The organism is uncultured Piscinibacter sp. (genome assembly GCF_937952055.1).
In the GTDB taxonomy this organism is placed as follows: domain Bacteria; phylum Pseudomonadota; class Gammaproteobacteria; order Burkholderiales; family Burkholderiaceae_C; genus Piscinibacter.
In genome coordinates this window covers 247,370-272,443 of record NZ_CALFYO010000033.1, presented here as the reverse complement: position 1 = coordinate 272,443, position 25,074 = coordinate 247,370, and the positions used below count along the sequence as shown (strand labels likewise).

At 71.2% G+C, this 25,074-nt stretch carries 22 protein-coding genes; 16 read left to right on the top strand and 6 right to left on the bottom strand.

The window, feature by feature from the left end; all coding sequences use genetic code 11:
* Positions 1–942 carry an ABC transporter permease gene (locus tag Q0599_RS25300; RefSeq protein WP_298826606.1) on the bottom strand — a complete coding sequence of 314 codons (942 nt, stop codon included), beginning with the start codon at positions 940–942 and terminating at the stop codon, positions 1–3.
* Positions 943–997: 55 nt separating this feature from the next.
* Positions 998–2,530 carry an ABC transporter substrate-binding protein gene (locus tag Q0599_RS25295; protein WP_298826607.1) on the bottom strand — a complete coding sequence of 511 codons (1,533 nt, stop codon included), beginning with the start codon at positions 2,528–2,530 and terminating at the stop codon, positions 998–1,000.
* A 314-nt stretch (positions 2,531–2,844) separates the two neighbouring features.
* On the opposite strand from Q0599_RS25295, the gene Q0599_RS25290 reads away from it, so the two are divergent.
* From Q0599_RS25290 to Q0599_RS25275, 4 genes are read left to right on the top strand one after another with little or no spacing between them, the layout of a single operon-like run.
* Positions 2,845–4,296, top strand: coding sequence for an amidohydrolase family protein (locus Q0599_RS25290; protein WP_298826609.1), 1,452 nt, complete (start codon positions 2,845–2,847; stop codon positions 4,294–4,296).
* The gene (locus Q0599_RS25285; protein WP_298826611.1) at positions 4,293–5,792 is read left to right on the top strand and encodes a M81 family metallopeptidase; all 1,500 of its coding nucleotides are present in this window, start codon (positions 4,293–4,295) and stop codon (positions 5,790–5,792) included. Before Q0599_RS25290 ends, Q0599_RS25285 begins: the two co-directional genes overlap by 4 nt.
* Positions 5,789–6,931, top strand: a complete 1,143-nt coding sequence (locus Q0599_RS25280; RefSeq protein WP_298826613.1) for a M20 family metallopeptidase — start codon at positions 5,789–5,791, stop codon at positions 6,929–6,931. The genes Q0599_RS25285 and Q0599_RS25280 overlap by 4 nt, the downstream gene beginning before the upstream one ends.
* On the top strand, positions 6,928–8,214 hold the full coding sequence (locus tag Q0599_RS25275) for an amidase (protein ID WP_298826615.1): 1,287 nt from the start codon (positions 6,928–6,930) through the stop codon (positions 8,212–8,214). The genes Q0599_RS25280 and Q0599_RS25275 overlap by 4 nt, the downstream gene beginning before the upstream one ends.
* Before the next feature lie 13 nt (positions 8,215–8,227).
* On the opposite strand, the gene Q0599_RS25270 is transcribed toward Q0599_RS25275, so the two are convergent.
* Together Q0599_RS25270 and Q0599_RS25265 are read right to left on the bottom strand one after the other, a co-directional pair.
* Positions 8,228–9,484, bottom strand: coding sequence for a Zn-dependent hydrolase (locus tag Q0599_RS25270; RefSeq protein ID WP_298826618.1), 1,257 nt, complete (start codon positions 9,482–9,484; stop codon positions 8,228–8,230).
* Between the two features lie 167 nt (positions 9,485–9,651).
* Positions 9,652–10,572 carry an AEC family transporter gene (locus tag Q0599_RS25265; RefSeq protein WP_298826620.1) on the bottom strand — a complete coding sequence of 307 codons (921 nt, stop codon included), beginning with the start codon at positions 10,570–10,572 and terminating at the stop codon, positions 9,652–9,654.
* A 128-nt stretch (positions 10,573–10,700) separates the two neighbouring features.
* Here Q0599_RS25265 and Q0599_RS25260 point away from each other — a divergent pair, with 128 nt between their 5' ends.
* Entirely contained in the window at positions 10,701–11,198 is a 498-nt protein-coding gene (locus tag Q0599_RS25260; RefSeq protein WP_298826623.1) for a Crp/Fnr family transcriptional regulator, read from the top strand.
* A gap of 102 nt (positions 11,199–11,300) precedes the next feature.
* Here the strand turns inward: Q0599_RS25260 and Q0599_RS25255 are convergent, their stop codons facing one another.
* Positions 11,301–15,404 carry an AAA family ATPase gene (locus Q0599_RS25255; RefSeq protein WP_298826625.1) on the bottom strand — a complete coding sequence of 1,368 codons (4,104 nt, stop codon included), beginning with the start codon at positions 15,402–15,404 and terminating at the stop codon, positions 11,301–11,303.
* A 215-nt stretch (positions 15,405–15,619) separates the two neighbouring features.
* Between Q0599_RS25255 and Q0599_RS25250 the strand changes: the two genes are divergently transcribed.
* The 4 genes from Q0599_RS25250 to Q0599_RS25235 all read left to right on the top strand — a co-directional run bounded on the left by Q0599_RS25250 (position 15,620) and on the right by Q0599_RS25235 (position 18,723).
* Positions 15,620–15,934: a hypothetical protein gene (locus Q0599_RS25250; RefSeq protein WP_298826628.1), complete on the top strand. Its 315-nt coding sequence runs from the start codon at positions 15,620–15,622 to the stop codon at positions 15,932–15,934.
* Between the two features lie 60 nt (positions 15,935–15,994).
* Entirely contained in the window at positions 15,995–17,845 is a 1,851-nt protein-coding gene (locus Q0599_RS25245; RefSeq protein WP_298826631.1) for a bifunctional acetyl-CoA hydrolase/transferase family protein/GNAT family N-acetyltransferase, read from the top strand.
* Positions 17,846–18,006: 161 nt separating this feature from the next.
* Complete coding sequence (locus Q0599_RS25240) at positions 18,007–18,294, top strand: hypothetical protein (RefSeq protein WP_298826633.1); 288 nt, start codon at positions 18,007–18,009, stop codon at positions 18,292–18,294.
* 150 nt (positions 18,295–18,444) lie between these two features.
* Positions 18,445–18,723 (top strand): DUF4148 domain-containing protein, encoded by a 279-nt coding sequence (locus Q0599_RS25235; protein WP_298826635.1) that lies wholly within the window; start codon positions 18,445–18,447, stop codon positions 18,721–18,723.
* Positions 18,724–18,800: 77 nt separating this feature from the next.
* On the opposite strand, the gene Q0599_RS25230 is transcribed toward Q0599_RS25235, so the two are convergent.
* Positions 18,801–19,586: a GNAT family N-acetyltransferase gene (locus tag Q0599_RS25230; protein WP_298826637.1), complete on the bottom strand. Its 786-nt coding sequence runs from the start codon at positions 19,584–19,586 to the stop codon at positions 18,801–18,803.
* Positions 19,587–19,719: 133 nt separating this feature from the next.
* On the opposite strand from Q0599_RS25230, the gene Q0599_RS25225 reads away from it, so the two are divergent.
* The 7 genes from Q0599_RS25225 (at position 19,720) to Q0599_RS25195 (ending at position 24,850) form a co-directional block, all read left to right on the top strand.
* On the top strand, positions 19,720–20,181 hold the full coding sequence (locus Q0599_RS25225; protein WP_298826640.1) for a YHS domain-containing (seleno)protein: 462 nt from the start codon (positions 19,720–19,722) through the stop codon (positions 20,179–20,181).
* 10 nt (positions 20,182–20,191) lie between these two features.
* Positions 20,192–20,683 (top strand): hypothetical protein, encoded by a 492-nt coding sequence (locus tag Q0599_RS25220; RefSeq protein ID WP_298826643.1) that lies wholly within the window; start codon positions 20,192–20,194, stop codon positions 20,681–20,683.
* Positions 20,684–20,692: 9 nt separating this feature from the next.
* Positions 20,693–21,886, top strand: coding sequence for a tetratricopeptide repeat protein (locus tag Q0599_RS25215; RefSeq protein ID WP_298826648.1), 1,194 nt, complete (start codon positions 20,693–20,695; stop codon positions 21,884–21,886).
* Positions 21,883–22,704: an alpha/beta hydrolase gene (locus Q0599_RS25210; RefSeq protein WP_298826651.1), complete on the top strand. Its 822-nt coding sequence runs from the start codon at positions 21,883–21,885 to the stop codon at positions 22,702–22,704. Before Q0599_RS25215 ends, Q0599_RS25210 begins: the two co-directional genes overlap by 4 nt.
* Positions 22,698–23,303, top strand: coding sequence for a VTT domain-containing protein (locus tag Q0599_RS25205; protein WP_298826654.1), 606 nt, complete (start codon positions 22,698–22,700; stop codon positions 23,301–23,303). Before Q0599_RS25210 ends, Q0599_RS25205 begins: the two co-directional genes overlap by 7 nt.
* The gene (locus tag Q0599_RS25200; RefSeq protein ID WP_298826657.1) at positions 23,300–24,475 is read left to right on the top strand and encodes an ATP-grasp domain-containing protein; all 1,176 of its coding nucleotides are present in this window, start codon (positions 23,300–23,302) and stop codon (positions 24,473–24,475) included. The genes Q0599_RS25205 and Q0599_RS25200 overlap by 4 nt, the downstream gene beginning before the upstream one ends.
* Positions 24,476–24,562: 87 nt before the next feature.
* On the top strand, positions 24,563–24,850 hold the full coding sequence (locus Q0599_RS25195; RefSeq protein WP_298826660.1) for a hypothetical protein: 288 nt from the start codon (positions 24,563–24,565) through the stop codon (positions 24,848–24,850).
* Positions 24,851–25,074 lie beyond the last annotated feature (224 nt).

Here is a 25,074-nt window from a genome sequence, read left to right as displayed (position 1 = left end):
TCAGTAGCGGATGCGAGGATCGAACAGCGAGTAGCTGAGGTCGACCAGCAGGTTGACCAGCACGTACACCGCGGAGAACAGCAGCGTGACGCCCTGGATGATCGGGTAGTCGCGGCGCAGGATCGCATCCACGGTGAGTCGGCCGAGGCCCGGGATCGCGAAGACGGTCTCGGTCACCACCACCCCGCCGATCAGCAAGGCCACGCCAATGCCGATGACGGTGACGATGGGCACCGCGGCGTTCTTCAGCGCATGACGGACCAGCACGGTGCGCGGCGCCAGCCCCTTGGCGGTCGCGGTGCGCACGTAGTCCTGCGCCAGCACGTCGAGCATGGTGGCCCGCGTGATGCGCGCGATCAGCGCCATGTAGACGATGCCCAGCGCCAGGCTGGGCAGGATCATGTGGCGGATGAAGGGGCCGAACCCTTCCTTCAGGCTGCGGTAGCCCTGCACCGGCAGCCATTCGAGCTGCACCGCGAACAGCAGGATCAGCCCGTAGGCGATCACGAACACCGGCACCGAGAAGCCGAGTACCGAGACGGCCATCACGACGCGATCGATCCAGCCGCCGGCGCGCGCGGCCGCCAGCACGCCCAGGGGCACCGCCAGTCCGACGGCGACGATCAGCGTGCACACCGTGAGAGCGAGCGTCGGCTCGACGCGCTGCCCGATCAGCGTGGTCACCGGCAAGGTGGTGAAGATCGAGGTGCCCAGGTCGCCGTGCGCCAGCGCCCACAGCCAGCTGCCGAAGCGCACGAGGTAGGGCTGGTCCAGCCCCAGCTGGGCGCGGATGCGCGCGATGTCGGCCTCGGTGGCGATGTCGCCGGCAATCACCGCAGCCGGGTCGCCCGGGCTCAGGTAGAGCAGCGAGAACACGAACAGCGCCACGACGCCCATCACCGGAATGGTGGCGAGCAGGCGCTTCAGCAGGTATCGGAGCATCGGTGAGGGGATCGATCGCGGGCCCGCTGAGCGGGCCCGCCCGGCGGCGGGGCCGCTACTTCTTCTCGACGTTCCAGATGAAGGTCACCGGCGAGTTGATCACGCCGGACAGGTTGCTCCGGTACGCGGTCGGGATGATGAACTGTGCCGTCGGGATGTAGGGCACGGTCTCGAAGGCGCGCCGCTGCATGTCTTCGGCGACCTTCTTCTGGTCGGCCAGTGTCGGCGCGTTGAACCACGCATCGCGCAGCTCCTCGAGCTTGGCATCGGTCGGCCAGCCGAACCACGACTTGTCTCCCGCGCCGCGCAGCGGCGAGTTCAACGCCGGCGTGGTGATGTCCGGCCCGACGAACCAGGTGTGGAAGACGCTCCAGCCGCCCTTCTCGACCGGCTCCTTGGAGGAGCGGCGCGTGATCAGCGTGCCCCAGTCGCTCGCCGCGAGTTCGACGTTCAGGCCGATCTTGCGCAGCAGTTCCTGCGTGACCAGCGCCTGCGAGTTGACGATGGGCTGGTCGGTGGCCGTCATCAAGATGATCTTCTCGCCCTTGTACCCGGCCTCCTTGACGAGCGCCTTGGCGCGCTCGACGTCGCGCTTGCCGGTCAGCGCCTCGGAGCCGGCCGTGCTGGCCATCGGCGTGCCGCAGGTGAAGTACGACGGGCAGGGCTTGCCGTTCTTCGGGTCGCCGGCGATCGCGATCGCGTAGTCGTTCTGGTCCAGCACCGCGAGCACGGCCTGGCGCATCTTCACGTTGTTGAACGGCGGATTCAGATGGTTGAAGCGCAGCAGGCCGATCGAGCCGAGCGGATCGACGCTCTCGACCTTGATGTCCTTGTTCTTGGCCACGACCGGCACCAGGTCCACCGGCACCTGCTGCCACCAGTCCACCTCGCCGGTGTTCAGCGCGGCCGCCGCGGTGGCGGAGTCAGGGATGTAGATCCACTCGACCCGGTCGACCTTCACCACCTTGCCGCCGGCGCCCCAGGACGGCGCCTCCTTGCGCGGCACATAGTCGGTGTTCTTGACATACACGACCTTGTTGCCGGGCACCCACTGTTCCTTGACGAACTTGAAGGGGCCCGAGCCGGTGGCATCGGTGATGGCCGTGAACGCATCGGTCTTGGCGATCCGCTCGGGCATGATGAAGGGCACGTTCGACGAGGGCTTGGCGAGCGCTTCCAGCACGTACGGGAACGGCTTCTTCAGCTTGAGGCGGAAGGTCTTGTCGTTGACCGCCGTCCAGGCCTCGGTCATCTCACCCAGGCGCTGGCCGAACACGTCGCGCTTGGCCCAGCGCTCGATGGATGCGATGCAGTCGGCCGATCGCACCGGCGCACCGTCGTGGAACTTGAGACCGTCGCGCAGCGTGAAGGTGTAGGTGAGGTTGTCCTTGCTGACCTCCCACTTGTCCACCATCTGCGGCTGGACCTTGAAGCTCGCATCGGTGGCGAACAGCACGTCGTACACCATGTAGCCATGGTTGCGCGTGATGTATGCCGTGGTCCAGATCGGATCGAGGCTGCGCAGATCGGCCTCGGGCACGAACTTCAGCACCTTGTCCTGTGCCAGCACCGGGGCAGCGAATGCCACACCCGTCGCCAGCACGAGGCCAGTCGCCAACTGATGCAGACGCGCTTTGAATCTCGGGAACCCAACCGTCATGATGTCCTTTTCCTCTTCGGTGAACTGCACAGGGCCTGATTGGCGCCGCACACGGCACCGCCAGCCCACACACGGATCAGCAAGACCCGTTCCCGCCACCCGGCATCGATCGGCGCAGGCATCGCCTGCCGTCGCGGCGGCATCGTTGTGCCGCGGCGGTGCACGCGCACCAAATCGGTCATTTGTCGGTCCACAGACAATGATCCAGACTATAGGTGGGGTCTATTGGGAGTAATGCCGGGATGCCTGAGCACGATTGTTTGCTGCGCGATGCACTCTTGTTCGACGGGTCGGGCGCCGGGCGCCGGCGTGCCGACGTGGCCATCGAGGCGGGCCGCATCGTCGCGGTCGGTGACCTCGGCCACGCGCCGGCGCGCGAGGTGGTCGACCTGAGTGGCCTGGCCCTCGCGCCGGGATTCATCGACGTGCACACGCACGACGACCGGCTGCTGCTCGCCGACCCGACGATGGCGCCCAAGCTCAGCCAGGGGGTGACCAGCGTGATCGCCGGCAACTGCGGCATCAGCCTGGCGCCTCTGGGCCGACGGGAGGCGGTGCCACCGTTGAACCTGGTCGCCGACGGGCCGGCTCAGCGCTTCGACTCGTTCGCGGCGTACTTCGCCGCGCTCGAACACGAGCCGCCCGCCGTCAACATGGCCGCGCTGGTCGGCCACACCACCTTGCGCGTCGTGACCATGCAGGCCCTCGACCGCCCGGCCGACCGCGGCGAGATCGCGCACATGCAGGGGCTGGTTCGCGAGGCGCTGCAGGCCGGGGTGCTGGGTCTGTCCACCGGTACCTACTACGCGCCGGCGAGCGCGGCCAGCGCCGAGGAGATCCTCGCCGTGTGCGAGCCGTTGCGCGGCAGCGGCGCGCTGATCGCTTCGCACATCCGCGACGAGGGCGAGCGCGTGCTCGAGTCCATGACCGAGGCGATGAAGATCGCCAACGCTCTGGGCGTGCGGCAGGTGATCTCGCACCACAAGGTGGTCGGCCGCGCGAACTTCGGCCGCTCGCGCGAAACGCTGGCGCTGCTGGACCAGGCCCGCCTGGAGGGCGACGTGTGCCTGGACTGCTACCCCTACACCGCCTCGTCCACCGTGCTGCGCAAGGACACCGCGCGACAGGCTTCGCGCACGCTGGTCGCCTGGTCGAAGGCGCGGCCCGCCGCCGCCGGGCGCGACCTCGACGACCTGGCCCGCGAGCAGGGGCTCGACACCGACGCCATGATCGACGCGCTGCAGCCCGCCGGCGCGATCTACTTCTCGATGGACGAGGCCGACGTGGAACGCATCCTCGTCCATCCGCAGACGATGATCGGCTCCGACGGCCTGCCGCACGACACCTTTCCGCACCCGCGGCTGTGGGGCGCCTTCCCGCGCGTGCTCGGCCACTACGCCCGCGATCGGCACCTGTTCAGCCTCGAGACCGCGGTGCACAAGATGACCGGATTGCCGGCCTCGCGCTTCGGCCTGCAGGGGCGCGGCCTGGTGCGGCCCGGATTCGCCGCCGACCTGGTGGTGTTCGACCCGGAGCACGTGATCGATGCCGCCACCTACGCCGAGCCGCAGCGCCCGGCGAGCGGCATCGCGCGCGTCTACGTCAACGGCCGACTGGCCTGGCATGCCGGCGCCGGCACCGGCGCACGCGCAGGCCGCGTGCTGCGTCGCGCGGCCCCCGGAGCCTCGTCATGAAGATCGTCAGCGCACGCCTGAATCACGAGACCAACACCTTCTCGCCGGTGCCCACGCCCTTGCAGGCCTTCGGCCCGGACGGGCCGAGCTTCGGCGACGCAGCGCTGGATCGGGCGCAGGGCACGCGCACCGGCCTGGGCGCCTTCATCGCGGCGGCGCAGGCGCGCGGCGCGCAGATCTCGGTGGCCGTCAATGCCACCGCGAACCCGAGCGGGCGGGTCCATGACGACGCCTTCGAGCACATGGCCGGCCGCATCGTCGAGGCCTTGCGCGGCGGCTGCGACCTGATCCTGCTCGACCTGCACGGCGCGATGGCCACACAGTCCTTCGATGACGGCGAAGGCGAGCTGCTGCGGCGCGTGCGCGCGCTCGCACCGCATACGCCGATGGCCGTCGCCCTCGATCTGCACGGCAACATCAGCCAGACGATGGTCGACCACGCGGACCTGATCGTCGGCTTCAAGACCTACCCGCACGTCGACATGTTCGAGACCGGCGCCCATGTCGCACGGCTCGCCTTTCGCATGCTGGACACGGGGCGGCGACCCGCGCTGGCCTGGGCGCAGCCGCCGCTGCTGTCGCACACGCTGCGCAGCGCCACCGGCGAGGGCGCGATGCAGCGCGCGGTGCAGCGAGCGCAGCAGCTCGAGGCCGACGGACTGCAGGCGGCGAGCGTGTTCGCCGGCTTCTCGCTGGCCGACATCCGCGACGCCGGCATGAGCGTGGTGGTGGTCGGCGACGACGCCGCGCAGGCACAGTCGGCCGCCGACGAGCTGGCGCGCCAGATCTGGCGCGAGCGCGACGGCTTCGTCTACGCGAGCGAGCCGCTCGAGGCGAGCGTTGCACGGGCGCGCGGGCTGCGCGCATCGGCGCCACGCGAGGCCGGCCCGGTGCTGCTGCTCGACCATGGTGACAACGTCATGTCCGGCGGCAGCTGCGACACCACCACCCTGCTCGAGGAATGCCTGCGCCAGGGCCTGCGCCACATCGGCATGGGCCCGTTGGCCGACCCGGCCACGGTCGCCCAGTGCGTGGCCGCAGGCGTCGGCAGCGAGCTGCAGGTGGCGCTGGGCAACAAGACACCGCTCGGCCTGCCGGGTGGACAGCCTGCCCCGTTGTCGCTGCAGGTGCGTGTGCGCGCCGTAGGCGACGGGCGCTTCCGCATCACCGGGCCGATCTACACCGGCGAGACCTGGGCCATGGGCCGCAGCGTGGTGCTCGACCACGCCGCCGGCACGCTGGTGGTCAGCGAGCGCCCGATGGAGCCGCTCGACCTCGGCGTGTTCACCAGTCTCGGCGTGGATCCACGCGGCTTCGAGCACCTGATCCTGAAGTCGCGCATGTACTGTCGGCCGGCGTTCGGGCCGATCGGCTGCGGGCTGGTCGAATGCGACAGCCGTGGCGTCACCAGCTCCGACTACGCGCTGTTCGACTTCCGCCGCGTGCGGCGGCCCATCCACCCCCTCGACGCGGCCGCCGCGTTGCACTATCCATGACCCGAATCGATCCCGTCGCGCTGACGCAGGCGCTGGTGCGCGCCGACACCGTCAACCCGCCCGGCCACGAAGACCTGTGCACCACGCAGCTCGCCGACCTGCTCTCCGGCGCCGGCTTCGACTGCCGCAGCGTCGCCTTCGCGCCGCGCCGCAGCAGCCTGATCGCCCGCATCGGCGGCCGCAGCGACCGCGCGCCGCTGTGCTTCACCGGCCATGTCGACGTGGTGCCGCTGGGTGCGGCGGCGTGGCAGCACGACCCGTTCGGCGCCGACATCGTCGACGGGCGGCTGTACGGCCGCGGCTCGAGCGACATGAAGAGTGGCGTGGCGGCATTCACCGTGGCGGCCATCGAGCTGGCCGACTGCGCGCGCGACGGCGCCGGTCTGACCCTGGTCATCACCGCCGGTGAAGAGACCGGCTGCGAGGGCGCGTTCCACATGGTCGGTTCGCACGAGACGCGCGCCCTGCTCGGCGCGGCCGGCGCGCTGGTGGTGGGCGAGCCCACCGGCAACGCACCCCTGGTCGGCCACAAGGGCGCCTTCTGGCTCTCGGCCAGCCTGTCCGGCGTCACCGCGCACGGCTCGATGCCCGAACGCGGCGACAACGCGATCTACAAGATGGCACGTGCGGCGCTGGCGCTCGAGGCATTCCGCTTCGAGTCCGACGCGCACCCGCTGATGGGCGCACCGACACTGAACGTCGGCACCGCGCGCGGCGGCCTCAACATCAACTCGGTGCCCGACGCGGCGGAACTCGGCATCGACATCCGCAGCGTCGCCGGTCAGGACCACCGCCAGGTGCTGCAGTGCCTGTGCCACGCGCTCGGCCCGCAGGTGCGGCTGCGCACGCTGCTCGACGTCGGCAGCGTCTATACCGAACCCGACGATCCCTGGATGCAGCGGATCTTCGCGCTCTGCGAAGCGCGTCGCGGCGTGCGCCCGCGACCCGCCACCGTGTCCTATTTCACCGACGCCGCGGCGCTGCGCGGCCCGCTGGGCATGCCGCCCACGGTCATCCTCGGTCCCGGCGAGGCGGCGATGGCGCACCAGACCGACGAGTACTGCCGCGTCGAGGCCATCCACGAGGCCACGGCCCTCTACGCCGACCTGATCCGCGACTGGTGTGGGGTGGCGGCTTGACCCCCGCCGCGCTGGTGCGACAGGGCGCCTGGGTACTGGCGCGGCAACTGGCGCGCCGGGAGCTGCGCGCGGAAGACCTGCTGCGGGCCTGCCTGGAGCGCATCGACGAACGCGACGGCACCGTGCAGGCCTTCGTCGCCATCGACGCCGACGCGGCGCTGGCGCAGGCGCGCGCCCTCGATGCCGGGCCGGTGCTCGGCCCGCTGCACGGCATTCCGCTCGGCGTGAAGGACCTGTTCGACACGGCCGGTCTGCCCACGGCCTACGGGTCGCCGATCTACACCGGCCAGCGGCCCGCCGCCGACGCTGCCGTGGTGGCGCTGTGCCGCGAAGCCGGCGCGCTGGTGCTGGGCAAGACGGTCACCACCGAGTTCGCGACCTTCCACCCCGGGCCGACACGCAACCCCTGCAACCCGACGCACACGCCCGGCGGCTCGTCCAGCGGCTCGGCCGCCGCCGTGGCCGACGGCATGGTGCCGCTTGCCCTGGGCACGCAGACGGCTGGCTCGATCGTCCGGCCGGCGGCCTACTGCGGCGTGGTCGGCTACAAGCCCAGCTTCGGCCGCGTGCCGCGCGCCGGCGTGAAGAGCCTGTCGGAGTCGCTCGACACCGTGGGCGGTTTCGGGCACGGCGTGCGCGATGCGGCGCTGCTCGGCGCGGTGCTGACGGGCGACCGACGCCTGCTGCCCGGCGCGACGCCGGACGCGCCGCGCATCGGACTGTGCCGAACCCCCGAGTGGCCGCTGGCCGACGCCGACACGCGGGGCGCCTGGGAGCAGGCCGCGGCCGCGCTCGCGCCACGCGCCGCCGCCTGCGTCGACGCGGTCCTGCCGGCCGGCTTCGACACCCTGGTGACGCTGCAGAAGGCGACCATGGCCCACGAGGCGGCACGCGCGCTGGCCCACGAGCGGCTGCGGCATCGCGGGCAGCTGAGCGAGGCACTGTGCGCCCTGCTCGACCAGGGTCTGGCGATCGACGGCGAGACCCAGGCCCGCCATCAAGCGGCCGCCGACCGCCTGCGCCGGGACGTCGACGCGCTGTTCGGGCAGCACGACGTGCTGCTCGCGCCGAGCGCCACCGGCACCGCACCGGCCGGGCTGCAGGCCACTGGCGACCCGGTGTTCTGCCGCGCCTGGACGCTGCTCGGCCTGCCCTGCGTGCACCTGCCGTTCACGCACGGTGCGAACGGCTTGCCGCTCGGACTGCAGCTCGTCGGCCGCCACGGCGACGACCACCGCCTGCTCGCGTGGGCCGACTGGGCCCTGGCGTGCCTGACGCGCTGACGCGCCGCCGGCCTCAGCGCGCCACGCCCGCGAGCTCGAGCAGGGTGTGCAGCAGCACGTCCGCGCCGGCGGTGACATGCTCCGGCGCCGCAGCCTCGATCTCGTTGTGGCTGATGCCGCCCTTGCAGGGAATGAAGATCATGCCGGTCGGTGCCAGCCGCGCCATGTAGACCGCATCGTGCCCCGCGCCGGACACCACCGGCATCTGGCTGTGGCCGAGTCTCGCGGCCGCCGCCGCAATGGCGTTCACGCAGCTGGCGTCGAAGGGCTGGGCCGGGTAGGCCGACACCTGGTCGATGGTGATGCCCAGCCCGCTGCGCTCGCTCAGCCGCGCGGCCGCGCCGCGGATGTCGGCGTCCATCGCGTCGCACAGCGCGTCACTGGCATTGCGCAGGTCGATCGAGAACTTCACGCGGCCCGGGATGACGTTGCGGCTGTTCGGGTGCACCTCCACCATGCCCACCGTGCCGCGGCCGTGCGGCGGGTGCCGGCGCGCGCAGGCCACCACCTCCTGCATCAGCGCCGTCGCGACCTGCAGCGCGTCCCGGCGCAACGCCATCGGCGTCGGGCCGGCATGGGCCTCCATGCCCAGCACGGTGCAGTCGTACCAGCGGATGCCCAGCACGCCGGTGACCACGCCGATCGTCTTCGCGTGGTCTTCCAGCACCGGCCCCTGCTCGATGTGCGTCTCCAGGTAGGCGCCGACCGGGTGCGCCCCGGGCTCCTCGCTGCCGACGTAGCCGATGCGCTCGAGCTCGTCCTTCACGGTGCGCCCCTGCGCATCGGTGGCCGCATAGGCATGCTCCAGCGTGAACGCCTTCGCGAACACGCCCGATCCCATCATCACCGGCACGAAGCGCGAACCCTCCTCGTTGGTCCAGAAGGCGACCTCGATCGGCGCCTCGGTCTCGATGCCCTGGTCGTTCAGCGTGCGCACCACCTCGAGACCCGCGAGCACGCCGTAGTTGCCGTCGAACTTGCCGCCCGTGGGCTGGGTGTCGATGTGGCTGCCCGTCATCACCGGAGCGAGGCTGGCGTTGCGTCCCCGACGGCGCATGAACACGTTGCCGATCCGGTCGATCGTCACCGTCATGCCGGCGTCGCGCGCCCAGCGCGAGACGAGATCGCGGCCCTGCCTGTCGAGATCGGTCAGGGCCAGGCGGCACACGCCTCCCTTCGGGGTGGCGCCGATGTCGGCCAATTCCATCAGGGAAGCCCAAAGACGATCTCCGTTCACACACAGATCAGCCATGCCAGAGTCGGTGCTCATGATCGGTCGGACGCTCCCGCTATCAGTCTACGACCAGACAGTGACGTGAGGCGTCGATCGGACCCACCTGCATGTTCACGGACCGGGCGCCGCGTCGGTGTCGCCGTCAACGACCGTGGGCATGCGCAGCCCGTGGCCATCGAACAGTCCAGCGGCGGCCGGAGGCTTCAACCGAAGCCCTGGAGCATCCACCACCACGCCGGCAGCGTCAGGAACGACAGCGGCACCCCCAGGCCCACCATCAGGGTCACCAGCGAGGGGTCGAGGTCATGGTCCATCGCGACGATCGCCGCGCCGATCATCGGGCCCATCGCAGCTTCGAACACCGAGACCTGGATCACCAGCCCACGCTGCCCCAGCAGGCCCGCCAGCACCGCCAGCACCAGCGCCGGCCCGATCACGAGCTTGAAGCCCAGGCCCAGCACCAGCAGCCTCATGCGCCCGCGGATCTGGCTGAGCCGCAACTGCATGCCCACCGACACGAGCGCCAGCGGCACGAGCGTCGTCGCAAGCCGGCGCAGCAAGGTGTCCAGCCAGTCCGGATAGCTGAACGACAACGCCGTCATCGCCAGCGCCACCAGCAGCGAGATGAATGGCGCAAAGCCCAGCAGCTTGCGTGCGAACGCCTTCGGATCGAAGCGTGCATCGCGGCTCGCGCACAGGCCGGCGAGCACGATGCCGAGCGTCGACAGCGCCATGTACGAGCCGAGCTGGTCGACGACGATGCCGATCCCGACGTGTTCGGCGCCGTACCAGGTCTCGATCATCGGGATGCCGATGAACGAGGTGTTGGCCAGGGCACCTGTGAGGATCAGCGCCCCGATGGTCGGCTTCGGCAGCGACAACAGGCGCCCTACCGCCCAGAAGAAGCCCGCGCCGACGCCGAGCAGCAGCCACGGGGTCAGCGCGGCGAGCGCGAGCTGCAGTTCCAGCGTCAGACCGCGCACCGTGACCAGGGTCAGCGCCGGCAGCGAGACGTTGATGACGAAGCCGTTCAGCGCCGACGGTGCATTGGCCGGCAGTCGGCCACTGGCCCGCAATGCGATGCCGAGCGCAAAACAGGCCAGCAGCAGGATCACGTTGTTCATCGCCTTCGACGAGCCTCCCCGGACCGCGCTGTCCGACGCCGCAAGGTTGAGGGGCCTGTGGCAAATCGTCAACCGTGCGTGCCGCATCTGTTCGATGGCGCGCGACGGCGCTACGCTCCGGCATGACCATGCCGACCGACCTTGCCCTCGACGCCGCGGCCGACTTCTACCGACGCTGTGCCGAGGACCGCGACGACGACGGCCTCTTCCTGCCGGACTGGGGCCTGGAAGACTGGCGCGCGCTGTTCGTGCACACCACAACCCAGATCCTGGAAAGCGGCGAGGCACTGCTTCGCCGCGGCGAGAGTGACCGCGCACTGTACTTCGTGGTCGGCGGCGCGCTCGAGGTCAGCGCCGCGGCCGCGCGCGGCGGGGCACTGGGAGGCCTGTTCCGTGAGACACCCGGCTCGGTGATCGGCGAAATCTCGTTCTTCGACGGCCGCGGCCGCTCGGCCACCGTGTGGGCGAGCCAACGCACACAGCTGCTGCGACTGGACTTCCACGGTTTCCTGGCGTTCGCCGACGAGCGACCGGCGCGCGCCCGGGAGTTGCTGTTCGCGCTGGGCCGCGTCATCGCGTGGCGCCTGCGGCGCGGCGAAGCGCGGCGCGATCACTGGCCGTACTGAAGGACCGGGCGCCTTCTTGCGCCAAGCCAGGGCGGCGATCGTCTTCTCCAGCGCGTCGGCCACTTCCGAGAGCGCCTCGGACTGGACCTTCCCGGCCTGCCGTCAGCGCGTTCGCCGTCGCGGAGCGCTCGACATGCGACGACGCCGGGACGCCGCGATGCCGGCCGCGGACTCGGCGGCGCCGGACCTGCCGACCGAGCGCTGATCCGCCCGCGGGATCGGTCCCGCGGGCAGACTGTCGAGCAACGCCTTCGCGTCCTGCAGGTCGGGCGTGTCGAAGCCCTCGCTGAAGGTGGCGTGCAGCGGCCCGAGCAGCTGGCGCGCCTGATCGCCCTTGTCCTGCTCGCGCCAGAGCCTCGCCAGACTCGTGGCGGCACGCAGTTCCCAGGACCTCGCATGCTGGCGGCGCGCGATCTCGATCGCATGCCGGAAGCTCCGCTCGGCCTGCATCGCCGCGCCTGGTGCCCCCTGCCGCAGCGTCAACTCGCCCTTCAGCCGATGCAACTCGGCGGCATTTTCCTGGTCGCCGGTGCGGTCCGCCGCCTCGATCGCCCGTTCGAGCACGTCGAGCGCTTCGCCGGTGCGTCCCGCGCGCGCCAAGACCGCTGCGAGCAGGCCCTCCTGCTGTGGGCGCCACAGCCGGTGCGCCATCCCGTCCAGCGCGGCCAGGCCCTTGCGAATGGTCTCGAGTCCCTGGCTCGCGCGGCCCAGCTCGGCCTGCGCCCAGCCATGGACCGGCGCCGCGTACGCCTCGGGCCATGCGAAGCCATGCTCGATCGACAGCGCGATGGACTCCTCCACGAGCCTGAGGGCATCGTCGGCCTCGCGTCGGTACAGGTGAAGCCACGCGACGGTGTAGGTGGCCATGGCCAGGCTGTAGGGGTGACCGATGGCACGCGCCGTCTCGAGCGCCCTCGCGCCCCATGCCAGGCCTTGATCCGGACGACCGAGCATCCAGTGCGCCCATGCTGCGCCGGTCAGCGCGATCACGTAGCCGTCGTAGCCAAAGCGCTGGATGCGCCCCGCTGCGGCATCGGGGTCGTAGCGGGCGATGGCTTCGTTTGCGTGCGCCAGCTCCGCCTCGAATGCGCCGCGGGTGTGCAGCGTCACGAGCTGTGCCACGTGGCCCTCGATCGCGAAGTCCGTGCTGTCCATGCGCGTCGCCAGCGGCAGCAGGCGGTCGACCACATCGGTCGCACGCGCCACGTCGGCCTTCGCCAGGTAGAGCTGCCACAAGCCGAGCAGGACGAAGAAGAGATGGCCGGCATCGCCGAGCTCTTCGCAGAGATCGCGCGCCCGACGGTAGGCCGCCTCGACCTCGGGGGCCGCATAACCCGCGGCCAGCACCCACGCCTGGCCGAGCAGCACCCGCAGCGCGAGTTCCTGGCCGCTGCGCGCCGCGCCTGGCGGCAGACCGTCCAGCGCCGCCACGGCCCGCTCGAAATAGGTGATCGCCTCGCGCTGCGCCGATCGCCGCATCGCCAGCTCGCCGGCCTTGTGCCAATACGCGACGGCCTTGTCCATGGCGCCCGCCGACGCGAAGTGAAACGCGATCACCTCCGGCTGCGCGTCCTTCATCTCGGGGAAGCGCTCCTCGAGGGCGACGGCGATCCGTCCATGCAGCGGTGCACGGTCGGACCGCAGCAGGCTCGCGCTGGCAGCCTCCTGGATCAGCGCGTGCTTGAAGCTGTAGCTGGCCTCCGGCGGCGTGCCTTGCGCATGGACGAGCTCGGCCTCGCAGAGCCTGGCCAGCGCGGCCTGCAGCCGTGGCGCCTTCAGCTTCGACACCGCCTCGAGCAGACCGTAGGTGAACCGCCGGCCGATGACGGCTGCCTCCTGGGCCACCGTCCTGGCGGGCCCCAGCCGGTCCAGGCGCGCCAGCAGCAGGTCCTGCAGCGTGTCCGGCACGGCATCCGGCGCGCGGCGCGTCGGCGGGTCCTCCGCATGGCCGGTGTCCAGCGTGTGCTTGGTGAGCTCCTCGAGAAAGAGCGGCACGCCGTCGGCCTTGTCGACGATCTGCGCCAGCACATCGGCAGGCAGCCCCGCTTCGCCGGCGAGCCCGGCGACCAGTGCCTCGCTGTCACTGCGGCGCAGCCGCCGGATGACGAGCGACGTGACGTGCGGCTCGCCCGACCAGGGCATCGTCTCTCCCGGACGATGCGTGACCAGCACGAGCACCGGGAGACTCGGCACGGACTCGACGAGCCGGTCGAGGAACTCGCGCGTCGTCGGGTCGCTCCAGTGGAGGTCCTCGAAGATCATCAGCACCGGCTGTCGTCTCGTCAGGCCGACGAGCTGCGCGGCCAGGGTCTCCAGCGTCTTCTCCATCCGGCGCTGCGGCGTGAGATCCAGCGCAGGGTAACGATCGTCCGCCGGGATCGACAGCAGGTCCGCGACGAGTGGAATCTCGCCGGGCCGGTTGCCGCCGGCCTGCGCGAGCAAGGCCTCGAGCTTGTCCAGCTTCAGCGCCGGGGCATCGCTCCTCGAGATGCCCGCCGCACTCTCGAGCTGCCGGATCACCGGGTACAGGGCGCTTTGCTGGTGATGCGGCGAGCCGTAGTACGCAATCTGCAGGACGGGCTCGACACGCAGCGACTGTCGAAGCGCCTCGACGAGGCGCGACTTGCCGATGCCAGGTTCACCGACGAGCACCACCACCTGACCGGCACCGGCACGCGCCTGCCGCCACCGGCGCGCGAGCAGGTCCAGGTCCTCCTCGCGTCCGACCAGCGGCGCGAGCGTCGCCGACGCACGCGTCGCGGCGAACCGGTTCGGCCCGTGGCGCTCGGCAAGCACCCGCCAGACACGCACCGGCGCGGCCGCCCCCTCGATCGGCCGGGTTCCGAGGTCCTCGCACTCGAACAACGCGCCGAGCGTGGTCTTCGTGCTCGAGGCGACGAGCACGTCGCCCGGCGCTGCCGCGGTCCGGAGTGCGGCCACGATGTGCGATCCCGCGCCCGCAACGGTGATCTCGCGCGTTCCGGTTGCCAGGGCCCGCTCGGTCACGACGACGTGACCGCTGGCCACCCCGACGCAGGTGCGCAGCGCGGGCTCCGGCAGCGACGTCAGCTGGCCGACCTGCGCCACGATCTCGAGAGCCGCGCGCACCGCCCGCTCCGCGCCGTGCTCGTCCGCCCGCGGATAACCGAAGCAGGCGGACACGGACGGACCCAGGTGGTGGTGCAGGACGTGCCCCCCGCATCGGGCGATCACGCGCTCGCAGCAGGTGCGGAACGCCGCGATGACCTTGCCCAGGTCCTCCGAGTCGAGGCGGACCGACATCGCGGCGGCGTCGGCCAGGCTGCACGACAGAAGGGTCACCCAGCGGCTGCCGCCCCCGTACGCCGCCTCAGGCGCGTCGTCGGTGCCAGCTTCGCCCGGCGTCGTCGCCTGCACGGAAAGCCCGTCCACGCCGAGCGCGCCGCGTGGCCCCGCGGACTCTGCCGTGGGTGGTCGCGTCGTCACCGCCTTCCACTCGTCGGGGCGCAGCGTGTGCGCGAGCGCTCGCATCTGCGCGTCCGGCTCCAGCCCCAGTTCCCGCTGCAGCGCGTTGCGGTAGCGTTCGAAGTGTTCCAGGGCCGCGCCGCGCGCGCCCTGTTCGGCCCCGAGGGCGATCAGGGCGCGATGAGCCTTCTCGTGCAGAGGATCGATCGCGAGCATGCGGTGGGCCACCTCGAGCGTCGCATCGACATCCGCACGCGCGCCGTGGTGCTCGAGCAGCTTCTCCAGTGCCCTCAGGGCGAGATCCTCGAGCCGCTGACACTCGCCGCGCACCCACTCCTCGAACGCCGAAGAGGGCAGGCTCGAGCCATCGAGAAAGCGGCCCCGGTAGAGCGACACCGCCTGCTGCAGCGCCTCGATCGTGCCCTCGGCGATCAGCCGCTGGAAGGCGTCGGCGTCGACCCAGACGGCATCGGGCGACAACGCGATGCGGTCACGATCGGCGACGAGAAGATGCCCCTGCGGGGCGTCGATCGACTTGCGCAACACCGCCAGCGCCTGGCGCAGGCTGGCCCGCGCCTGGTCCTCGCCGCTGCGATCCCACAGCAGGGTCGCCAGCGTCTCGCGCGAGCGGCCCTGCCCCGGACCCATCGCCACGTAGGCGAGGAGGCCGTCGAGCTTGCGGGAATGGAGTCGAATCGGCTCGCCATCCGCCTCTCGCAGGACCTCGAAGCCCCCCAGGACGCGGATCTTCAGTCGTACCACCCCAGACTCCTTCCGACCGAGAGTTCACACGTGGCATGCCGCGTGTGCCACCTTTCCCCAACGCGGCCGACCTTCGTGGCTTGTGCCGGCGCAGTTTACGGAAGTTTTGCGCAATCTTTGCTGTCGATTGATGCCCTCCGACCACCATGGCGCCGGATCCCTTGACGTGCACAGGTGCGGCATTCATCCCGTCGGGACCCGCAGGAGACGACAAAGTGGCGAAGCACGGACACGCAGCTAATCCCCCGGTCGACCTCGCCGGCCCCGCCTGGCGCGGCGGTTCCGGATCCGATCGCGCAGGCAACGCCTTCATCGCGACGGCCGTCGCCGTCGCGATGGGCATCATGCTGGCGGGGATTCTCCTGGACTTCGGGCCGACACATGCCGAGGTCGCGGGCGCCATGGTGCCGGATCCTCCGGCCACCCGGACCGACACGCCGAACGGCACGACGGTGCCCGACGCCGCCACGGTGTTCGGCCCCGGCCAGCTGGGCGCGTACATCGTCGAGCCCGAGACACCCACGTTCTGAGCCGGCCGGCGCGCCCACACCATCGAGCCCGCGGCCCGTCCCTGCATGGAGCCCCTGCCGATGCCTCCGCCCCGCAGCGCCGGCACGGCGCGACATCTCTGCGCCGAAGAGGCGGCCCGGCTCGTCAAGCCGGGGGACCATGTCTTCATCGGTACGGCCAGCGCCACGCCTCGAACCATGGTGCGCGCGCTCGAGGCGCTGAAGTCGCCGCCCGCGGACGTGGAGATGATCCACTTCCTCTCCGACGGCGCACTGCGTGTCGATGACCAGGGGCGCGTCTCGACGGCGTTCCGGCACCGAGCCTTCTTCGTCGGCGCGGAGATGCGCGCGGCGGTGCTCCAGGGCGTCGCCGAATACGTGCCGGTGCCGATCGCGCGCGTGCCGGAACTGATGCGCAAGGGCCGCATCCGCGTCGACGTGGCCATCGTCCAGGTGACGCCGCCGGACGCCTTCGGCTACGTGAGCCTGGGGGTTTCGGTGGACGTGGCGGCCGCGGCGATCGAGTGCGCCAAGCTCGTGATCGCCGAGGTCAACCCGGCGCTGCCGTGGACGATGGGCGACTCGACGCTGCACATCGGCAAGATCGACTGCCTCGTCGACGTGGCGCCCGAAGTGCCCGAGTACCATCACCCGCCGACGGACGACCAGGTGGTGCACCGCATCGCCCGCTACATCGCCGGCACGATCGACGACGGCTCGACGCTGCAGATCGGCATGGGCCGCATCCCGCAGGAAGCGTTGCGCTACCTCGACGATCGCCGCGACCTGGGCATCCATTCCGACGTCATCACCGACGCGATCCTGCCCCTGCTGGACAAGGGCATTCTCACCGGCGAGCACAAGACGCAGCACCGCGGCAAGATCGTCTGCAGCTTCGCGTTCGGCTCGCGCCGGCTGTACGAGACTGTCGATCGCAACGCGCTGTTCTCGTTCCAGCCGATCGAGGCCGTGTGCCATCCCTACACGATCTCGGCCCAGCACAGAATGGTGTCGGTGACGCAGGTCTTTGCGATCGACCTGACCGGCCAGGCCTGCTCCGACCAGTTCGCCGGCGAGTTCTACGGCGGCATCGCGGCACAGGGCGACTTCCTGCGCGGCGCCTCGCGTTCGGCGGGCGGCAAGGCGATCCTGTGCCTGGCCTCGACCACCGATGACGCAAGCGTGTCGCGCATCCGGCCGCAACTGCTGGAGGGCGAAGGCGTCTCCATCGCCCGCAGCGACGTGCACTACGTGATCACCGAGTACGGCATCGCCTACCTGTTCGGCAAGTCGGTGCGTGAACGGGCCATCGCGATGATCGAACTGGCCCACCCCGGTTTCCGGCCCTGGCTGCTCGAGCAGGCCAAGGCGCTCGGCCTCCTGCCGCCGGAGCAGACGTTGCAGAACATGCGCGCCTACCCGGTGGAGGACGAACGCAGCGTGACGCTGAAGAACGGCCGCGTCGTCATGCTGCGCCCGGCGCGTGCGTCGGACGCCAACAGCATCCGCGACCTGTTCTTCAAGCTGCCCGACGGCGACATCTACACGCGCTTCTTCCGCCGCGTCCGCGCGCTGTCTTCCGACGACATCCGGCGCCTGTGCAACTACAACCAGGAGAGCGAGGTGGGCTTCGTCGCCACCGTCGGCACGCGCGACAACGAAACCATCGTCGGCCAGTGCTGCTACTTCGTGAACCCATCGTCGAACACGGCGGAGACCGCCTTCCTGGTCGACCCCGAGTGGCAGGGGTGCGGCCTGGGCAGCGCCATGCAGCGCCGACTCGCCGAACACGCGCAGGCGCGCGGCCTGCGCGGCTTCACCGCCGAGATCCTGCCGCAGAACGCCAAGATGCTCGCCCTGGCCCGCGGCGGCGACGGTGACATCACGGTCGAGCGCGACGAGGACTCGGTGATCATCACCGCGCTCTTCTAGACGCTGCCCCGGATCCCTTCCGCGCCGCCGGGACGGCGCGCGGCGACCTGTAATGCCGCCGAGCATCCGTCGACCCAAGGTCACGCGGATCCGGCCACGGCCGGTCCCGCGAACGGCAACCCCACCCCCATGGCATGCGCATGCACCACCAGGAGATCGACATGAACCTGACTTCCCTCGTTCGCGGCGCGACCGTCGCGCTCGCGCTGGCGACCTGCGGCGGCGCCGCGTTCGCCCAAGGCGACACCTACTCGCGGCTGTTCGAGATGCAGCAGATGGACCGCAACAAGGACGGCATGGTGTCGAAGGCGGAATACCTCGCCATGGTCGCGAAGGCCTGGGACATGAAGGCCGCCGAGATGAAGGTCAAGGGACGCATGACCCTGGAGCAACTGCACGAACTCGAGAAGATCCTCGGTCGCTCCGTCGGCGCGCCTTCGGGCACCTGAGCCGCGCGGCGTGATGGATTCGTGAGTGTGGTGGACGAGATTGTGAGTCATGGCCGCCATGCGACGGCGACGCACGGGTACCGACGCGATGCGGCACAGGTCGCCGCGCCGGGGCTCACCCCACCCACCCACACTCACCGAGGACTCACCATGACCCGCAAGCAACTCATCGTCGCGATCGCCCTCACGCTGACCGCCGGCAGCAGCTTCCACGCCCTGGCGGCCGATGCCGACGGCGCGAAGACGCGAGCGCAGGTGATCGCAGAGATCGCCCCGGCGCGCGCCGACGGAAGCTTCTACGCCGGGGGCGACGGCACGCCGCGCGGCCTGGCCCGGGCTCGCCTGGCCGAGCGCGAGGCTCGCGAGCGCCAGGCTCGCATCGCGAACGAAGCCCGCGCCGCCGGCACGCCGTCCCGCAGCGGCAGCTGAAGCGCCACCGTCGCGCCTGGGCCGGGTCCGCGTCGTTCGCGGGCCCGGCCCTTGCGCTTGTCGGGGCCGCCGGCTGCTCAGCGCAGCGCTCCGACGAATCGGCCGCGACGCTGCAAGGCGCGCAGCATCGGCGCGTGCAGATCGACCAGCGTCAGGAAGTCGATCGTCCTGAACTCGCGGTCGATCGCCGGCGGGCCGCAGATTTCGGCGCCGAGCGCCAGGTAGGCAGCGAGCAGCTTGGGAATCTTCGGCGCCTGCGCTGCGGGTGCATCGAGCGGGCAGGCGAAGCGGGGATGCGGCCAGGTGCGCAGCGCCGGCGCGCTGAGATGCGGCGACAGGCGCTCGTAGGCGGCCGCGCCGGCGGCGCCGTCCTGCGAGGTCAGCGAGCTGCACCCGATCAGCCAGCGCGCCTGGCGCTCGCGTGCGTAGGCAGCGATGCCATTCCACAGCAGGTTGAGCACCGCGAAGCTGCGGTGCTCGGCATGGATGCAGGCGCGGCCGAGTTCGACCAGTTCGGCGCGCAGCGGCTCGTAGGGCGTGAAGTCGAATTCGCGCTCGCTGTAATAGCCCCTGCCGGCCGCGGCGCGCGCGCCGGTCTGCAGCCGGTAGGTGCCGATCACCGCCCCGCTGGGCAGATGCTCGACGAGCAGGTGGTCGCAGCAGGTGTCGAAGTCATCGGCGTCGAGCCCGGTGGCCCAGGACTCGCTCAGGCCTTCGCGCAGCTCGAGGTTGAAGACGCGGAATCGCAGCGACTGCGCAGCGCGCAGGTCTGCGGCATCGGCGGCCAGCCGGAGGCGGTAGCTGCGTTCGGCGTTCCCGGCCCTCGCGAGGCCCGGGCTGGCGATCGAGGCGGTGGCATGCATCGGTTCCTCCTGCGGCCACGGCGGCCGTCACCCGGTGGTCGGCCGTCGATCGGCCGGCTTACAGCCAGCCCCGCTGTAATCCCGCCCGCGCCGTCACGACAGAGCGACAACACCCCAACGCAAGAGGCCTGCCATGCTCCGTGCTGTCCACCACCTGCTCGTGGCCGTCGTGGCGACGCTGGGCCTGCAGGCCCAGCCCGCGGCGGCGAAGGACGACCCGGTCTACACCGGCACCTTCAGCAATGCCGCCGTCGGCGGCTACGACACCGTCGCCTACTTCACCGAGCACAGGCCGGTGAAGGGCGACAAGCGCTTCGTGCACAGCTGGCAGGGCGCCGAGTGGCGCTTCGCCAGCGCCGAGAACCGCGATCGGTTCGTGGCCATGCCGGAGCGTTATGCGCCGCAGTTCGGCGGCTACTGCGCCTGGGCGGTGTCGCAGGGCTACACCGCCTCGGGCGACCCGCTGTTCTGGAAGATCGTCGACGACAAGCTCTACCTGAACTACGACGCCGAGGTGCAGAAGAAGTGGGAACAGGACATCCCCGGCTTCATCGCCAAGGGCCGGCTGAACTGGCCGAAGGTGCTGGGCCAGTGAGGAGCGCAACATGACCGACTCCCGATTCGTCCGCTGGCTCGCCGGCGGCCTCACGCTGTACATCGCGTTCGTCTTCCTGCAGTCGCTGTTCTTCAAGTTCAGCGATTCGCCGGAGACGCAGTACATCTTCGGCACGCTCGATGCCTGGGGTGCCAGCCTCGGTGTTCCAGGGCTGTTCGCGCCGAGCGGCCCGTTCAGCCAGTACGCGGTCGGCAGCGCCGAGCTGATCGCGTCTGTGCTGCTGCTGTCCGGGCTGCTGCTGCGGCGCCCGCTCTTGCACGCGGGGGGGGCGCTGCTGGCCATCGGCGTGATCAGCGGTGCGATCTTCTTCCACCTCTTCACGCCGCTGGGTGTGCAGGTGCGCAACACCGATGGCAGCCTGGACGGCGGCGAGCTGTTCGCCCTGGCCTGCGGCGTGTGGATCGCGTCGGCCGTGCTGCTGGCGATGCACCGCGGCACCTTCCGCGCGCTGCGGCAGCGGCGCCGCACCGCAGCCGCCTGAGGCCAGCGCATGCTGCACGATCGCGCCGGACTGCAGGTCTCGACCGGCCAGCGCGAGGTCGTCGAGGCGATCGATCGCTTCGTCGACGAGCTGCTCAGCCATGGCCAGCAGGCCGCGATGATCCTCGACGCCGCCGAACGCGACCCCGATGCCACGCTCGCCCAGGCCTGTGCCGCGGCGCTCCACCTGTTCCTGCAGACGAGCGAGGGGGTGCAACGCGCGCGGCCGTGGCTCGTGCGCGCCAGGACGGCCGCTGCACGCGGGGCGAGCGCGCGCGAGCACCTCCTGCTCGCGGCGCTGGAAGCCTGGGCCGATGGCCGGCCCCAGGACGCCCTGGCGCATCATGTCGAGATCGCACGCCGCTGGCCGCGCGACCTGCTCAACGCCAAGCTGGCGCAGATCCACCAGCTCGGGCTCGGCGACCGCGCCGGCATGCATGCGCTCACCGCGCAGATGCTGCAGCACAACGCGCACGTCAGCTACGCCTGGGGCCTGCACGCCTTCGCGCTCGAGCAGGTCGGCGAGCTGGACGCTGCGCTGCGCGCGGGCGAACGCGCCGTCGCGATGAACGCCGACGACCCGTGGGCGCAGCACGCGGTGGCCCATGTGTTCGATGCCCGCCGGCAGTTCGAAGACGGCCTGACCTGGATGTGCGCCCATGCGCCGCGCTGGGAACGCTGCTCGAGCTTCATGCTCACGCACAACTGGTGGCACGTCGCGCTGCTTCACCTCGCGCGAGGCGACGCCGATGCGGCCCTGCTGCTCTACGACCGGCGCGTCTGGGGCGTGCGCAAGTCCTATGTCCAGGACCAGGTCAATGCCGTGTCGCTGCTGGCGCGCATCGAGCAGCGCGGCGTCGATGCCGGCTCGCGCTGGAACGACCTGGCCGCGCACGTGCGACCGCGCATCCACGACCGCCAGAGCGCCTTCCTCGACCTGCACTTCGCCTATGCGCTGGCGCGCGCCGGCGACGACGAGGCAGTGGCCGAACTGCTCGGCGGCATCGCGGCCAAAGCGTGTCGCTCGAATGCGCCGGCCTGGCGCGAGCTGGCGCTTCCGGCGGCCCGGGGCGTGGTCGCGCATGCACGACGCCGACTGCGCGAGGCGGCGCAGGAACTGCAGCCGCTGGCCGCGCGCATGCACTTGCTCGGCGGCAGCACCGCGCAGCAAGGCTGGTTCGCGCAGATGCGCGGCGCGGGATGAGCGACCGCACTTGGAGCGCGCTGGCCGTGGTGCTGACGACGCTGGGCTGTGCGGCGTACGGGCCGCGCCGCCCGGTGGCCGACACCGCGCCGCTGCGCCGCAGCGTGGCGGTGCCGGCGTCGCTCGGGGCGACGCTCGGCACGCTGGTGGCTGGCGATCCGCGCGGCCCGCGCGCGCTGCTGGTCCACGGCACGCCCGGATCGGCCGAGGGTTGGACCGACTACCTGCTCGAGCCGCCGCCGGGCATCGAGCTGGTCGCGCTCGACCGGCCCGGCTTCGGGCGCAGCGGGCCCGACGGCCCGCTGGTGCGCCTGGCCGATCAGGCCGCCGCGGTCGCCGCCTTGCTGCCCGACGACGGCCGTCGTGCCGTGCTGGTCGGCCACTCGCTCGGCGGGCCGATCGTCGCGCGCGTGGCTGCCGAACATGCCGATCATGTGGCCGCCGTCGTGCTGCTGGCGGCGTCGCTCGACCCGGCACTCGAGCGCATCCATCGGCTGCAGCGGATCGGCGCGTGGCCGCCGGTGCAGGCCCTGCTGCCACGCGCGATCCGCAACTCGAATGCCGAGCTGATGGCGCTGCGGCAGCAACTGGTCGATCTCGAGGCACTGCTGCCGCGCGTGCGCGCGCCGGTGCTGATCGTGCACGGCAGCGACGACGACCTGGTGCCAGTGGCCAACGTGCCCTACCTGCAGGCCCGCCTGAGCGGTGTGCGCTGCCTGCAGACGCGGCTGCTGCCCGGGCGCAACCACTTTCTGCCGTGGAACGCCGAGCCCGAGGTACGTGCGGCCATCGCCTGGGCCGGAGGCGGGCCATGCTGAGCGACGGCAGCGCGCTGTCCGCCGCCTTCGAGGCGGCCCTGGCCGGCATGGCCGAACCGTGGGCGGTCTGCCTCGCACTGGCGCTGACCACGCTGCTGCTGGAGGACCTGGCCATCGCGGCCGGCGTCGCCGTCGCGGCGCAGGGACTGCTCGCCTGGCCGTTGTCGTTCGCGGCGGTGGCAGGCGGCATCGCCGCGGGCGACCTCGGTCTCTATGCCCTCGGCCTCGGCGCGCGCCGCTGGCGCTGGCTGCAGCGGCGCATCGCGCCGTCGCGCCATGACTGGGTGCGCGGCGAGCTGGTGCGGCGGCTGGCCGGCGCCGTGCTGCTGGCACGCGTCATCCCCGGCCTGCGCCTGGTCACCTACACCGCCTGCGGCTACCTGCGCGTGCCGCCGGTGGCCTTTGGCGCCTGGGTGCTGCTGGCCGTCGTGCTGTGGACGGCCGGCCTCTATGCGGCGAGCGTCTCGATCGGCCGATGGCTGACGCAGGCCTGGGGCCTGAGCGCGCCGCTGGCCGTGGCCCTGCCCATCGTCGTGCTGGCCGTGGCCGTGCCGCTGTGGCGCGCGATCCGATCCCGTTCCACCAGGAGACCGACATGAACACACTGACCGTGCCGCCCGGCCGCGCGAGGGATGCAGACGTCGCCGTGCCGGTGCGACCCCATCAGGGCATGCCGCCGCTGGAGCAGGACGGCGCGCCGCTGAGCTTCTTCGAGTTCTGGCCGATGTGGGCCTTCTATCCGCCGGTCGCGCTGTACGCCGCCTGGCTGATGATCCGCCACCGCGGCGTGCTGTTGCCCACCGTGGCGAACCCCTCGTTTCCGGCCGGCGGCTTCGTCGGCGAGTCGAAGTCGCAGATTCTCGGGCTGGCGCTGCGTCACGCGCCCGACGCGGTGGCCGGCTTCGTCGCCATCGACCGGCCGGACCGGGTCGAGCAGGCCGTGCATGGACACACGCTGGACGACGAGGTGCGCGCCGCGCTGCAGCACCTGCAGCGCGGCGGACTGTCGCTGCCGGTGGTGGCCAAGCCCGACCTCGGCTGCCGTGGCGTCGGCGTCAAGTTGATCCGCACGGCAGCGCAGCTGCGCAGCTACCTCGCCGCCTTCCCGCGCGGCGCACGCCTGGTCCTGCAGCGCTTCGTCGACTTCGAGGGCGAGGCCGGCGTGTTCTACGTCCGCGAGCCCGCGCAGGCGCATGGCCGCATCGTCTCGATCACGCTGAAGTACTTTCCGCACGTGGTCGGCGACGGGCAACGCAGCCTGCGCGAGTTGATCCTGGCCGACCCGCGCGCCGGCCGCCTGCCGCACCTCTACCTGCATCGTCATGCCGAACGGCTGGACAGCGTGCCGCGCGCCGGCGAGGCGGTACGCCTGGCCTTCGCCGGCAGCCACAGCCGCGGCGCGATCTTCCGCGACGGCAGTCACCTGGTCACGCCGGCGATGGAGGCGCGCTTCGACGCCATCGCGCGCGCCTTGCCCGAGTTCTGGTTCGGCCGCTTCGACGTGCGCTTCGCCGACTTCGCGCAGGTGCGCGCCGGCGGCGACTTCACCATCGTCGAGGTCAACGGGGCCGGCGCGGAGAGCACGCACATCTGGGACCGGCGCACGCCGCTGCTCGTCGCCTGGCGCGACCTGATGCGCCAGTACCGCTGGCTGTTCGAGATCGGCGCCGCCAACCGGGCGCGCGGCCACCGGCCGATGTCGATCACCGAGTTCCTGCGCGCTTGGCGGCGCGAGAAGGCGCTCACGCCGCTGTATCCGCCGACCGACTGATGCGGCCGTAATGCCGGGCATGCGGCATCGACGCATGGGCAGGCACGGCCGATGTCGCGCCTCACCCACCACCCACAGGAGATGCACATGTTCCCGAAGAAGCTCACCGCGGCCCTCGTGGTCGCCGCCGCCGGTCTCGGCGGCACCGCCTTCCCCGCGCACGCGCAGGAAGGCACGCAGGACGATTTCATGCTGATCTTCAAGATGAAGAGCATGGACAAGGACAAGGACGGCATGGTCTCGAAGAAGGAGTTCATGGCCGCCATGGAGAAGGCCTACGACATGAAGTCCAAGGCCATGGCCGCGCGCGGCGGCATGCTGACCGAAGCGCAGATGCAGGAGTTCATCCGCCTGCTGCACTACGCCGGCGGCTGAGCCGCTGCGGCGGCGAGCGAGGAGACGGCCGATGCTCTCGCGCATCGCCGCCACGATGGCGCCGCTGCTGGCGGTGGTGCCGCTCGGCTGCCTCTATGCGCGTCGCGCGAGGCCCGAGCTCGGCGGGGCGAACCGCCTCGCCGTCGACGTCTGCCGGCCGGCGCTGGTGCTCGTCTCGCCGTCGACGCGCCAGTTCAGCGTCACGCCGCCAGCTTCCCTTCCTC